A 14911-nucleotide genomic window follows, 5' to 3' on the forward strand; every position below is an offset into this window, starting at 1 on the left:
TTAGTTATAGGTAGTGCAAGAACAGATTTGTATACGTAATAATTTCACCATTAAATAAATCTAATACAGGCGATAAATGAAGCTTCCCGCCGAATAATTTAAACTCCGTAATATCTATTACCCATTCTTCATGGGGTGTGTCAGTTGTAAATTGGCGAGCTAAATGATGCGGCACAATTTTACCGAACGTACTTTTATAAAACTTATATTTTTTCAAACGTACAAGGCATTTTAAACCAAGCTCTTTCATAATACGTTGAACCTTCTTATGATTCACTTTCTTCCCACGATTCACAAGCTCATCACGAATACGACGGTAACCATAACGGCCTTCATGTTCCTCATAAATCGCTTTGATTTCTGTTTTTACCTAGGCATCTTGATCGGGTTGATTCATTCGCTTCACTAAATCTTAATACGTGCTACGTGATATGCCCGCGAGCTTTACGAGTGCTCTCACCGGGCCTTAATTCATAGACTACTTGCGCTTTGTCTTGTTTGGTGATTTTTCCTTGTTTTGTACTTAAGCATTCTACTTATTTAAATACTCGCTTTCCATATGTAAACGTTCAAATTCTGCTTGAAGTGCTTCAGTAGAACCTTCAAATAGTGCCTGTTTTGTTAGTTTATTTGACTCTTTTTTCATGGATAGATGCCCCTTTTTCTTTGACTGAAGGGCATCAATTCCTTGTGTTTCGAATTGTCTTTTCCAAACAATAATAGTGGAAGGAGCAGCTATTCTAAAGATTGCCGCTGTTTCATTTAAGGATGTACTGTTTTCACTCATAAAATTTAGTATGTCCAGTTTAAACTATTGTGTGTAAATTGTATATCGTTTAACGAAAGCTTCCTCAACATTATGTTGAAATTGTTTCACCCATGTTAAAAGATTACAATAAGCAACTCCTATCTCTTTACTAATATCTCTTACGCTTTCATTACCAGTTAGATAGCGAGTATCAGCTCGTAATTTGTCTTCTGCAGTAAATTTAGCAATAAAAAACACCCTAATTGTTAGATTATGCCGTCTAACAATGGGGTGCAGTTAAAAATCGAGTGTGTTTTTTTATTTAAAGTTAGGTAATGCAATGTGTTAGTCTTTACAGATTTAGTAGGACAAATTCTCAGGGGGCTCATATGTAACAACGTACTTAATACCTACAGTTTAATTTAGTTCAAAAAATCCCATTTCTTTAGAGTATTGTTCTCCAAAAAGAATATCATATTGTATTAGTTTATAATAATCTTCTAACTTACGTAACGATTCCGGACTATATTCAAATAAATTTCCTTTTGAATCCAGCTTCACAGTATATGTATAACCCGGCATAACTTCTGAAAATTCATTGATAAAGGAATAGTAACTTGGGAGACTTAAACTAGACCATTCGAGAATTTTAGGAGCAAGAAACGAGGGACTAATTGAGCCTACATTAGGAATCTCCATACTGTAATTATTCCAAACTGCTAAAGGAGTTTGTTTCATTTTTAGCTCATCTTCCAATTCCCATGTATTAGGTTTCCCAACAAAGCCTGACTCTTGATAAACATCACTCAATGTTGGGAGATGATCTCCAAAAAAGATAACTAAAGTAGGTTCTCCAAAACTATTAAGATACTCAATTAGTCTTTTCAATTCTAAATCAGCATCAGCAACACCGGTCGCATATGTATTGAGTATCCTCTGCCCATCCTCACTATAGTTCCCTGGTACTTCAATAGTCTCAGTACCGTATCTTTCGTTATTATAACCACCATGATTTTGCATTGTTATAGCATAAATAAAAGTAGGGTCTAAGTTATTTTTCAGTTCACTAATGATTAAATTGGTTATTTCTGAATCAGCAATAAAATCTCCCTTTTGTTGCGGGTTTTCTAAATTTTCGTAGGCAATAAACTCTTTAAATCCAAGTAAAGGATAAACAACGTTTCTATTCCAAAAATCTCCTCCAAACGTATGAATTCCCACAGTGTAATAACCATGTTGTGAAAGTATACTTGCAAGTGAGGGGGTTTCTTTCTTTATGTACTGTGCGTATGGAATTGATCCTTTTGGTAAAAGATTGATAGAAAGACTAGTTAAAGCTTCGAATTCCACATTTGCTGTTCCTCCGCCAAATTGGGAAGAAACTATATAACCTTTTTTATTTTCTTCAATAGTTGGTATATAATTCATTCTTTTTACTTCTTCACTAATATTTCCAATGTCCCAAAATGACTCACTCATAATTACTACAATATTAGGTTTTATTTTGGGGTGCTCATTACCTAGAATTCCATCTGCGTAACTATATTTTGAAACTATTTTATCTTGTAATATGTCTTTTGAATATTGGTTAGGAGACTCTAAGATTGCATTTGGAACATTTATTATGAATCCTAAAACAATTCCATTTATATTTTGATTATTAACTTGATTCTCTGGAACTGCAAATATTCCACTATTGGAGAATATATTTTGAACGAAGTTATATGGATAGTAACATAAAGTCAAAATGATAGTTAACGAAATAGTAAATAAAGAAATTCTATTTACCCAATTTAATTCTTTAAAACTTGTAAATTTTATTACTAATGAAATTGTAATCAATATAAGTAGACTAAAAATTATTATCCAAATGTAACTGACCTCTTTATACAATACTGGGAGCAACTTATATACTTGATCCACAAAAATTACATCCCATGGTAATATTGGATCTCCTAAAAAAATAATTTTAAATCTATTGATTATAAATAATATTGCAAAAAGTATAGAATTCATTAGAATCGAAAAATATATATTGTTGAAAATTGACAAGAAAATTGACTGACATAATAGGAAAAATACAACAGCGAATAAGTACTTCTCAAATGATTCATAAAACCATTGTGTTGATTCGATTATCCATGGATATGATAGAATTAAATTCTTTCTATTGAGTGATTCAATAATAATAATGAATAAAAATGGATATAATAAAAATACTATCTTATTTAAATAGCGCATCAAACTAGCATTCCTTTCAAGTTCCAAATACTAAAAGATTAAATCGCACTTCTCTTATTTCTAATGCGTATTGTAAAGTAATAGTACATAAAATTACAATGAAGCTTACAACTAATTTATTTACGTTTCTCTAACGTTACGTGTGTTACTTATGATAGGATCAAATACTAGTTCAAGTAATTCATTGAAAAAATATATTTAGGAAATTTGAATTTTTAATATTTTCTTTGTATCTATAAAAAATATCCCCAATTAATTACTGTTGGGGATATTAATATTGTTATTTAAAATTTTTAAGCAATGCATCTATAACCCTTTGTTGCTGCTCCACTGTCATTTTCGAATCAGATGGTAAGCAAATGCCTCGTTCAAATAAAATCTCACTAACTACTTCATCTTCACTATGAGCATAGAACTTACAACCTTCAAACACTGGTTGCAGATGAAGTGGCTTCCATACTGGGCGTGCTTCAATATTTTCCTCATTAAGAGCATCGATTAAGTCATATGGAGTTATAGATATTTCCTCAGGATCTAGCTGCATCACACTTAGCCAGCGATTGGAAAACGTATCTTCTAGCTCTGGCATTAAAGATACACCATTAATCGAATCTAATACTTCAGAGTACCGATCAAAAATCGCTCGTTTCTGAGCTACACGTTCGTCGAGTACTTCCAATTGACCTCTGCCAATTCCAGCGAGCACATTACTCAAACGATAATTATAGCCAATGACACTATGTTGATAATGCTTCGCTGCATCACGGGCTTGAGTTGCTAAAAAGCGAGCATGCTCTAATGACTCTAAGTCATCTGACACAAGCATACCCCCACCTGAAGTCGTGATGATTTTGTTTCCGTTGAATGAATAAACACCATACTTACCAAATGTTCCGCTTTTTTTCCCTTTATAAGTAGAACCTAATGATTCAGCAGCATCCTCCACCACTTGAACATCATAGCGATTACAAATTTCCATAAGCTCTTCCATCTTCGAACTTTGTCCATATAAATTGACAATAACGACCGCTTTAGGAAGCTTTCCGTCTGCAATTGCTTCCATAAAAGCTCTCTCCAAAGCTTGTGGGGACATATTCCATGTATCCCATTCGGAATCGATGAATACTGGTGTTGCACCACGATACACAATAGGATTCGCACTAGCAATGAAAGTCAAACTAGAACAAAAAACAGTATCTCCTGCTCCAACCCCTAGTAGGTTAAGCGCTAAGTCAATAGCAGCAGTACCTGCACTAACCGCAGCAGCTCCTTGAATACCAACGTATTCAGCTAATTCGTTCTCAAAACCATCCACATTCGTTCCTAAAGGGGCAATCCAATTAGTCTCAAATGCTTCATTTATGTACTTTTGTTCAGTACCACCCATATGTGGGGAGGATAATAAGATTCGTTCGCTCATATACTTGACCTACTTTCAACTATGCTTTTATTGTGAATTAGTATGTGTAAAAACCTTTTTTAGTTTTTCTACCTAATCTATTTCCTTCAACATATTTTCGTAATAAAGGTGCCGGTCTGTATTTATCCTCACCTAAGTTCTTATGCAACGTCTCCATAATTGCTAAACATGTATCCAATCCTATGAAATCAGCTAGTTCTAGTGGTCCCATTGGATGATTTGATCCTAATTTCATTGCTTTATCGATTTCTTCTGATGTAGCGATACCTTCTTGTAAAACAAATATCGCTTCATTAATCATTGGGATTAAGATTCGATTAACGATAAAACCTGATTGATCTTGAACAAAAACTGCTTTTTTTTCTATGTCATCTATGAAAGCTATCGCTTTATCCACCGTTTCTTTCGAAGTGTTTAATCCTCGAATGATTTCAACTAATGGCATCATGACAGCAGGATTAAAAAAGTGCATACCGATTACACGCGATGGATCAATGAACATTGAACCTAGTTTCGTTATTGAAAGTGACGAAGTGTTTGTTGCTAATATTGAACTCTCATGCATGATTTCACTTAGTTTATGAAATAGTTCCTTTTTCTTCGAAAGGGTCTCTGGTATTGCCTCAATGACTAAATCCATTTCTCTACAAAGTTCTAACGAAGCTGAGTACTTAATATGATTAATAGTCTTTAGAAATTTTTCTTCACTAATTTTACTTTTTGATAGCAACTTATTTAGTCCAGTTTCAATGGTTTTCGACGCTTTTCTAATATTAGTTTCTTTATAATCTATCAAAGTTACTGTAATATCATTCATTGCTAGATATTGTGTAATTCCAGAGCCCATTTGTCCAGCACCAATTATTGCTACATTTTGCATTAAGAATACCACCTATAATAACTTTTTATTCACTAATTAAGAGTTCCAATAATTATTTTTCTTGCAGAGTTCTTCATATTCTTCTTTTAAAATACCAACAATAACTCTATCATAATATCGGTTATTTCTATAAATATGTCGTCGGATTCTTCCCTCTTCAATCCAACCACACTTTTCAGTATATAAATTAAATGAAGGGACATTATGTTCTGCAATGTCACCATCTAGTCGATTTAATTGAAGTTCTTCAAAAGCAAACTTCATTGTAGCCATTACAGTGTCTCTTCCATATCCGTGTCCTCTTAATTCTTTTTTTCCTATGATAATACCATGATGAGCCGATCTATTTTTTACATCTATGTTAGTCAATGTAGATATCCCAATGAATCCATCTTCTTCTGTATGAATAGCAAACCTATGATTCTTATCATCTGCGATTGTTCTTTCATACCACTGCATTTGCTGGTAGCTAGATATGGGATAAGACCAGCCTCCAACTAAGTTTCCGATTACTGGGTCATTATGATAGTTCCTTAATTCTTCCATATCACCTGGCTCTAATGCTCTTAAAGTTACTTTCTTTCCTTGAATGTTCATATTATTCTCCTCCAGGTTATAAATCATCTACATCATTTTCATTTTGTTGATGCGAAATCCCCCTTGAACTAAGTACAGAGGGCAAAGTTAAAATTAGTATTTTTATATCTAGCCATAAAGAATAATTATCAATATACCAAATATCCAATTCAATTCGTTTACTCCATGGAATTTCATTTCGTCCATTTATTTGAGCCCACCCTGTAATTCCAGGTAGAATGTCAAGCCTTCTAAGTTGCAATTCACTATATTTATCAACTTGATATTTCAATGTGGGTCTTGGCCCAACAAAACTCATTTCTCCTTTTAAGACATTAAATAGCTCAGGTAATTCATCTAAACTTGTCTTTCTTAAAAATTTTCCAACTTTAGTGATACGTGAATCGTTCTCTCCATCCATATATAATCCTGCACCTAGTCGATGTGCATTCTCAATCATACTTCTGAATTTATAAATTCTAAATAACTTTCCGTTCTTCCCTACCCTTTCTTGTGCAAACAGAACCGGTCCAGCTGATGTAGTTTTAATTAATACCGCTATTAGAATTAGTAATGGAGATATTACTAATATGGTTATTGTTGCACTTGTTATATCAAAAAATCTTTTTAATATCCTTTGCATTCTCTAACTCCTATATAAAGGAAAGTACCCATTATCCTTTTGTATTTTTCTTTCTAAAACTAATCTGTCATATTTCTCTTTGTCATACACTTTTTTCCCTATCCAAAATTGTAGCGGATTATCTTTAGTGAAGGACTTCTTAAATTTATATAAACTGTCATCATTTCCTTGATAACCTCCACCTAAATGAAATGATTGATATCCTTCAATCTTAGCCCAATTTGCTATTTCAAATAATAGTAAATTATTTGCGCCAGTATGAAGATATTCCTTTAAGGCTCCTGACAAATGATAGTGCACATATTTTCCATAACTCATTACTAATGTCACAGAAACTAACTTGTCTTGGTAGTAAGCTCCGAACATATGCAAGTTTTCTCCAATATTTAAAAAAAGACTTTTAAAATATTCCTCATCAAAAAAATAATAATCAATTGCATTGTTTCTTCTCATAGTTTGAGAGTATATTGACACAAATTCACTAAAACTTCCTTCAGGTGAAAGTTTCGAAATGCTTAAATTATTTCTCTTAGCTTTACGTATCATATTACGAGTTTTGCTCGGAATTGTTGCAAATAAATCCTCTGATTTTTGCAAATCTATAGCTATTGTATTTCTAATATATCTTGTTTCCAAAACAGTTTCTATCCCCCAATAATTCTCTATTACAGGATGAAATCTTATAAATTCGCTAACAATGCAACTATCTAAACAGTATTTTTTAAAAGCAACATTGAATTGAATTAATAAATCTTCATTGCTCTTTGTAACTTCTATAAGTGGTCCTCCATATCCGTATGGAGTAGTGATATCATATATCGCTATCCCATTTAAATTATTAATTTTTCGCTTTAGAAATGGGTAGGCAACTGATCCATTTTCATCTGTATAATAAAAAAGAATTGGTTCTCCTTCATCAAGTAATAATGAACTTTTAAAATACTCAGCTGTAAAATAAATATCCCCACACTTAAATTTGTCAATAATCATATTCCATCGCAAATCTTCTACTTTTATTACCTCATACAAAATATTCAGCTCCTAAAATATTCTTTAGTTATATCTATTATTCTCTCCATCTCTCTTAAAGAGTATCTTTGATCACTAGGAATAGTAAGTATAGAACTAGAGATTATATATGGATTTGTACAATTTAAATTTCCTATTGCTTTAGGTGTTGGCCAATGTACAGGTGGATATACATTTTGACTTATTAGATAGCGTTTGAATTGATCTCTCTTTTTTACGAATATAGGAAATCCCAATGGAACTTGTGATTCATTTACAACCGGATTTACAAATTCAATTTCACTTATTCGTTTTAATCCTTCCTTAAGAATTAAGTAATTATCTTGTCTTGTCTTTTTTAACTTTTCTAAATTATAATTTAATAAAAGGTTTTTCGAGACAGTATCCATGTGTGTAATGTTTATTAAATTACTGTCTAATATTTTTTCTGCTTCACTAAAGTTTTTTAAAAACTCTTCCTTCACTTCAGCACTATTATTCCATTTTAAATATGTATCTTTTAATATCCCAGCATACAATCTTTTCTCAACAACTGTTATACTATTCTCGTCCTTATTTCGACAAAATATATCCTTGTTTACAAGATTATTGTTATCTTTTATTACTGCCCCAGAAGGTAACCCCATCCATTTCCTCAAACTAGCTATTTCAAGATGCCCTAGTCGCTCAACATTGTCAAAAAAATTATGTGTAGTATCTTCAATTACGATAATTTTATTTTTAAGCGTTTTTATATATTGCTTGAATTCATCTGTATGTTGTATATTGAAATAATTAATTAAAAATACTGCTTGCCTTTCTTTAATCTTACTATTAAAACTTTCAATATCTATGGTTAGATTTACATTAATATTATAAAAATCAATAGAAACTTTACTTTCTACAAAAGGATTCAAGATGCTCTCACATAAATAATTTGGTAACAAAAAGTTGTTAATTCCTTTCTCATTAACTAGCGAGTCAATAATAAATTTAATTGCCGTTCTTCCAAAGTTAACTAAATAGCCTTCTATAAGATTTTTTTTTATTGATTCAATTTCACAATGACTTAATTCAATTTCAAATTCACTACCTATTTCCATCTTAATCTCCCTTTACTATCGCTAATCAAAGTCTTCTCTAAACACTTCAACACTTCTCTATTTTATATAAACGTGTAAAATAATATTTTATTTTACACGTTTATATAAAACAGTTTTTTCAAACAATTCGAAAATACTTTCTTGGACATTACTAAGAGAATGTACAGCTGTTGGATAAGTAATGGAGTTTTTTTAAAAAGAGTACTGATATCCAATATTATCACTCATCTTTATGCTTTAAAATTTTCTGCCACTTTCCTTGTCAGAGTAACATTTTTATATTGACCTCTGTAAAAAAAAATGGTGTTAATACAGAATATCTGCAACCTATACCATCAGCGTTACTTCAAATAATTTCCAATAATTTGAAAAGTGATAACCTGTTTTATATTAGTGCCATATTTTGAAATAAAAATGGCAACTACACTTTTTTATCTTATAATTTAAGCGGTGTATTATATAATTTCCACTCAAATTTTGCTCCTCACACTCCTAAATTGTCTAATTTTCTTTCAAAACAAGGGTAGTACAGCTTTTTTTAACTAAAATGATTAGCCTATTCCAATGACCAACTATACCGTCTCTCTTAATCTATAGGCAGCAGTAAATATACATTCCATTTCAACATTAGAAACATCCTTATGATAAATTTCTCCATCCTAAATACTCTGCATCTAACGATTAACCATTTTCCATGCAAGTATTTATCTATTTTACAGTCTCTTTGAAAAGGTTTTCTAGAATTCCTCTAAATATGTGAGATTGAATTAGTGTTATAGGAAAGATCGTCTTTTATTTAAGCTCTTTCGAATAGTTACAAAAATATCCCTCTCCATAAATAACTAAAATCTACGCTAAGTAATAGTTCAGAATGATTTGGAAGGTTTCACCAAATCCTTTTCCCATCTCCATGCATCTTCACACATCTCATTTAATCCACGTTCAGCTTTCCATCCAAGTTCTCTTTCCGCTTTAGATGGAGCCGCATAACTCACTGCAATATCTCCAGGTCTACGATCCACTATTTTATATGGAATCTTCACTCCATTTACTTCTTCAAATGTACGTACTAAATCTAAAACGGAATAACCTTTTCCTGTTCCTAGATTAAAGATATGATTACCAGAATGATTACTCAAATAGTTAAGAGCCTTTAAATGGCCATGCGCAAGATCCATTACATGAATAAAATCTCTTACTCCTGTCCCATCAGGTGTAGGATAATCATCACCGTAGATATTCAAAAATTGCCTTCTTCCACTCGCTACCTGTGTAATATAGGGCATTAAATTATTTGGAACTCCATTTGGTCTTTCTCCAATAGTTCCAGATGAATGCGCACCAATTGGATTGAAAAACCTCAATATCGCAATACTCCATTCAGGATCGGATTTAGATAAATCTTGAAGAATTTCCTCAATCATCAGCTTTGTTCGACCATATGGGTTTAGAATAGAAGTAAGTGCTTTTTCATAAACAGGTGGCTCAGTCAAATCTCCATATACAGTTGCAGACGAACTAAATACTAGTTTTTTAACATTGTTTCTTTGCATCTCATTTAGCAAATTGATGGTCGTACCAAGATTCTCTTCAAAGTATCGAAGGGGGTTTACTACAGACTCAGCTGGCGATTTTAGCCCTGCAAAATGAATGACTGCATCAAAATGGAATAGTTCAAATACTTCTGCAACCTGATGCTTGTCCAATAAATCTCTTTTCATAAAATGTATTGGATCGGCACTAAGTTTTTGGATTCTATCCAGTACGCTAGAATCGCTATTCATAAGATTGTCTACAACAACACATTCAAAGCCATTATTCGATAGTTCCACTACTGTATGACTACCAATATACCCCAGACCACCAGTGACAAGTATTTTCAAAGAAATTCACCCTTTTCCTAATACATCTTCATATATCTCGATATATTCTTTCAATACATTCTCAAGTCTATATGGCTCCACATTCTGATAACCAGCAGCCCCCATCTTCGACCGTTTTTCCTCATCATTTAATAAAGAAATAAATGTTTCTACTAATACGTGATCATTACCATGAGGTATAACATAGCCATTCTCACCATGAGTAATCAAATCCCTCAATCCACGAGTATCCGAGACTACGCATGGTATACTAACAGACATGGCCTCCATTATACTTTTTGGAAGCCCTTCACGATGCGACAGAAGACTCACAATATCTGAAATTCCTAAAAGATCATTAACATCAGTACGATATCCTAAAATACGTACATCAAGTAATTGATTTGCATCAATAAAGTGCTCTATTTCTTCCTTCAACTCACCATCTCCTATGAGCAATAAGGCTGCTTGAGGAGCTGTTTCTTTAATCTGTCTCCAATTACGCAATAAAAACATATGATTCTTATTCTTATTGATTTCAGCAACATAGGAAATCACAACCGCGTCTTCTGAAAGATCCAACAATTGCCTCAATTCTTTCTTTTCTTCTGCACTAATTATGCTCTCTAATGGTTTTACACCAACACCATGCACATAATGTACGGCATCTTTCTCAAATCCCATTGTCAAAGCTCGTTTATAATCCTCTTCATTCATCGTAATTAGTCCATCCGTCCAACGTGCAGCTAATCGTTCAATAGTATAGTAGATCAACCAGTTCAAAAGGGGAGCCCTTTTGTAGAAATGGAATCCATGTGCTGTATATATAACACTTCCTAATTTAGAATGACGAAATGCCATTCTAGTTAATAATGAAGCAACAGGAGTATGCACATGAACTAGTTTAAACTCTTCATTTATGAAAAGTTTTTTTAACTTCTTATAAGCCTCGATATTACTTTTACTTAATGGACTCCTGCTAAAAGGTATATCAATGCATGAGAATCCCATTTGGGATAATTCTTTTTTTATTCTCCCATCCTCTGCTGCTACAGCAAATACCTCATACCCTTTACTCTGCAAAAACTTCATATAAGGTATGTGAAAAGCGGTAAAATGCCTGTAGACAGAAGCGACAAATAATATTTTCATAATATTGAGTTTCCTTTTCTCGGACTATTCAAGTCATTATAAACATCTAAATATTCAGAAGCTGTATTTAAAATAGAATATTTATCTATGCAAAAATTAGTTTCAAGTATTGATGAACTATCAGCAATAGTCAGAATTTTTTTAGACAAATCTTGTTCGTCCCCTGCTTCAAATAATGTACCGCCGGCATCTTTTACGACATCCCGTAAGCCTGGTACATCAGAAACAATTACAGGAAGTCCTGCCGCCATTGCCTCTACTGCGACTAATCCAAATCCTTCCCATCTAGAAGAAAGCACAAAAATATCTGCTGCTTTCATAAGGGATGGCACATCTGTACGTTTCCCTAAAAAGTGAATTCTAGAACTACCATAATTTTTAGCATATTCTTTTACTTCGTCCATTCTTTCTCCATCACCTACGAACATAACTAAATAATCCTCTGGCAATGTTTTACTTGCTCGAATAAGCGTTTCATGATCTTTTTGTTCACGCATTGCTGCAACCATTAGAATAATTTTATCCTTTTCAGTAAGTGAACTTACTAGTGAAGTTCTATCGATTGTTGTAGCTAATTCATATTGTTGCAAATCTATTCCATTTTCTATGATTACAGTTTTTGATTCTGTTTCTTTTAAAAAACTATTCAAACTATCTTTTGTAGCTTTTGAAATGGCGATGATTTTATCATATTTCTTATACATCCAGCGGTCTAATAAAAAAAACAAGCGATTATCTCTTCTCTTATTATGCGTATTATGCTCAGTAGTTACTAGTTTAGTATTTGAGAACAGTGACTTCATTGCAATTGGGGTATACAGTTGTGTAGCGAATAAATGAGTGTGAATAATATCATATTGATTAGCTTTCAGTATACTCCTTATAAAAAGTATATTTTGTACGCTATAAACTTTTTTTGTTGGACCCCAGTAAACTTTCACGCCATGCTCAAGCAACTTCTCACTAAAAAAGTCAGTTTTTTTTGTTAGCACTGCTACATCGCAGATAACATCCTGCTTCTTCATTTCTATTACTAAGTCAACTAGCATTTTTTCTGCTCCACCTGAACCCAAAGTCGTTATAATGTGTAATATACGCAAAGTCATTTAATGTACCTTCTCTATTCTATAATCTTAAAGTGCTTAATAGAAAACTATCTCAATCTGTACTTATAAAACAGCTGAATGATTAATTTCCTTGGTAAAAGAAACAATGGTAATATAACGAGATATTTCTTTGAGTACTTAAGCATCTCTCTCCAACTAGATATTGCTTGTCTACGTTTTCCCGATAACAACAAATAGGTAACTGCCCCCATATATTTCTTTATTAAAAATCGTATCTGTCCATGTTCAATAATAGAGTACTTAAAATTTGTAATAATATCTAACTGATAATTTGCAAATTCGTTTGCATATTTTACTTGTCTACTAGTATTAGTTAGTCTATCCTCAGAATCATCCATAAGCTGAACAATATCCTCGTTTATTATCGGGAAACCATAGTCTAATGCAATTTGATACCAAAGTAATGATTCAGCACCTATTTTAGATGCAGGAAAAGAATAATTTTTTTTTGATAAGAAGTGTTCTTTATTTATTACATGTATAACATCACCAATTATTGCATTATCTATCATTTCTTCAAAAGAGTATACTCGAAAGAAGTCATCATAACGAAGAGTTGAGTTAGACAATATAAAATTATAAACTGGATATTTGTCACCATCATATTCCATAAAAAAATAGTTAACTTTTTCAAAAGCCTCGGGTCTAAAAATATCATCGTCATCCATAATAATTACGAAATTACTACTTGCTGTCTCAATTCCTCTGTTCCTCGCTGGTCCAGGCCCACTGTTCTTCGCTTGGCATAAATATTTGACTTGTGGAAACTCTTTGACTATCTCGTTTTTATAAGAAGGTATCGAATGATCATCTACAACAATAACTTCATAATTGCTATAGTCTTGAATCATTATCGAATTGAGACATCTTCTTAAGAGTTCTTTTCTGTTGTAAGTAGTTATTACAATACTTAAGGATGTTTCCATTTGGCACCTCCGTTTTATTTAGTTCCAAATTTTTTATAAAGTGTTAAATATGCTGTCATGGGAAGGATAAATGTCATCCATTCGGAAAACTCAGTACTATATGGATGGAATAAGCCACTCAAAACATAATACAGAAGCATCATAATAGAACTACAAAAAATGGCCTTCATAAATCCATTATTTATTACTTGAATTTTCTTTAAAGCATTTGGCAACAAATATATCCATCCACAGGAAATAAGTGTTAAACTCAGTACCCCAAGAAGCCCAAAATCTCCCCAAGCCTGTAAATATGTATTATGTACAACCATACTACTACCATCTGTATATATCGCTACTGTTGTAAAAGCCCCTGTCCCTACTAGTGGATTTTCAATGATTTTTTCTAAAGCCGCAATTAACATCATATAGCGTGCGGGATCTATAGCTTCAAGTCCTACAGACAAAGATTCAGAGTTTAGAATTGATAATATACTTTCACCAATCCTTGTCCCCAAAAATAATTTAATATTAATCAATATTGCAACTGTAAATAAAAAAACAACTAGTACTGGTACTATAATAACCTTTATTTTATCCTTAAAATTCCCTACAATATAAAATATGGGAACTAAAATTAAAGTTAAAATAATTAATAGCATTCCAGTTCTTGATCCATCCATATAAACAATAACCAAACTTAAAGTCATCATGATAAAATATATAAATTTTTTAGTAAAAACTACTAACATTATATTCAAGAAGAAAGCAAGAGATCCTATCTTTACTAAAGATCCAGGATAATTTAGAATAGTTCCCCAACGTCCATCAGCAGTTAATATCCACGCAGTCGGAAATCCTGCTAATCCCATCATTAAAAATAAGAAGTTAGCTATCACTAATATATTAAACATAAAAAACATAATTTTTAAACTAATCGTTTCGTAATTCAAAAAGTAGTACATTGTAAGGAAAATAAGGAGGAGTTTTGTCATTTGAACAAAAAACTCATAATCTGGACTATTAATAGAGCTTGTAAGAATACCCAATAATAATGTTAGAACCCCAATTCCTAAAAACGGACTTACTTTAATACCCTTTTTAAAGAAGTCTTTCATCATATAAGGAAATATCAACAGCGCCCAAGCTATCCAATGTATGAAAGGGAATACTGTTACTTTAAGATCCGCTGAAAATGTTAAAAAGATAAATAAAAGTATTGATATTTTCCTCATAAGTACTCTCC

At 32.3% G+C, this 14911-nt stretch carries 12 protein-coding genes and 1 pseudogene; all 13 read right to left on the minus strand.

Annotated elements, in window-relative coordinates; all coding sequences use genetic code 11:
- Window positions 1-28: 28 nt before the first annotated feature.
- Window positions 29-997, minus strand: a pseudogene (locus tag PGC35_RS02535) (IS3 family transposase); the annotation flags it as partial.
- Window positions 998-1165: 168 nt separating this feature from the next.
- Window positions 1166-2671: an LTA synthase family protein gene (locus PGC35_RS02540; protein ID WP_375218066.1), complete on the minus strand. Its 1506-nt coding sequence runs from the start codon at window positions 2669-2671 to the stop codon at window positions 1166-1168.
- A 598-nt stretch (window positions 2672-3269) separates the two neighbouring features.
- Window positions 3270-4409, minus strand: a complete 1140-nt coding sequence (locus PGC35_RS02545; RefSeq protein ID WP_375218067.1) for an aminotransferase class I/II-fold pyridoxal phosphate-dependent enzyme — start codon at window positions 4407-4409, stop codon at window positions 3270-3272.
- 37 nt (window positions 4410-4446) lie between these two features.
- The gene (locus PGC35_RS02550; RefSeq protein ID WP_375218068.1) at window positions 4447-5289 is read right to left on the minus strand and encodes a 3-hydroxyacyl-CoA dehydrogenase family protein; all 843 of its coding nucleotides are present in this window, start codon (window positions 5287-5289) and stop codon (window positions 4447-4449) included.
- A gap of 36 nt (window positions 5290-5325) precedes the next feature.
- On the minus strand, window positions 5326-5886 hold the full coding sequence (locus PGC35_RS02555; RefSeq protein WP_375218069.1) for a GNAT family N-acetyltransferase: 561 nt from the start codon (window positions 5884-5886) through the stop codon (window positions 5326-5328).
- Between the two features lie 16 nt (window positions 5887-5902).
- Entirely contained in the window at window positions 5903-6508 is a 606-nt protein-coding gene (locus tag PGC35_RS02560; RefSeq protein ID WP_375218070.1) for a sugar transferase, read from the minus strand.
- Between the two features lie 3 nt (window positions 6509-6511).
- Window positions 6512-7537 carry a lipid II:glycine glycyltransferase FemX gene (locus tag PGC35_RS02565; protein ID WP_375218071.1) on the minus strand — a complete coding sequence of 342 codons (1026 nt, stop codon included), beginning with the start codon at window positions 7535-7537 and terminating at the stop codon, window positions 6512-6514.
- A 5-nt stretch (window positions 7538-7542) separates the two neighbouring features.
- Window positions 7543-8619 (minus strand): PLP-dependent aminotransferase family protein, encoded by a 1077-nt coding sequence (locus tag PGC35_RS02570; protein WP_375218072.1) that lies wholly within the window; start codon window positions 8617-8619, stop codon window positions 7543-7545.
- Between the two features lie 866 nt (window positions 8620-9485).
- A complete protein-coding gene (galE, locus tag PGC35_RS02575) occupies window positions 9486-10502 on the minus strand; it encodes a UDP-glucose 4-epimerase GalE (protein ID WP_375218073.1) in 1017 nt (338 codons plus the stop codon).
- A 6-nt stretch (window positions 10503-10508) separates the two neighbouring features.
- Window positions 10509-11633, minus strand: a complete 1125-nt coding sequence (locus tag PGC35_RS02580) for a glycosyltransferase family 4 protein (RefSeq protein ID WP_375218074.1) — start codon at window positions 11631-11633, stop codon at window positions 10509-10511.
- Window positions 11630-12739, minus strand: coding sequence for a glycosyltransferase (locus PGC35_RS02585; protein ID WP_375218075.1), 1110 nt, complete (start codon window positions 12737-12739; stop codon window positions 11630-11632). Before PGC35_RS02585 ends, PGC35_RS02580 begins: the two co-directional genes overlap by 4 nt.
- 47 nt (window positions 12740-12786) lie before the next feature.
- Window positions 12787-13686, minus strand: coding sequence for a glycosyltransferase family 2 protein (locus tag PGC35_RS02590; RefSeq protein ID WP_375218076.1), 900 nt, complete (start codon window positions 13684-13686; stop codon window positions 12787-12789).
- Window positions 13687-13700: 14 nt separating this feature from the next.
- The gene (locus PGC35_RS02595; protein WP_375218077.1) at window positions 13701-14900 is read right to left on the minus strand and encodes an O-antigen ligase family protein; all 1200 of its coding nucleotides are present in this window, start codon (window positions 14898-14900) and stop codon (window positions 13701-13703) included.
- Window positions 14901-14911: the final 11 nt, after the last annotated feature.

Origin of the sequence: Psychrobacillus sp. PGGUH221, from assembly GCF_042055255.1 — a bacterium.
Classification (GTDB): Bacteria; Bacillota; Bacilli; order Bacillales_A; family Planococcaceae; genus Psychrobacillus.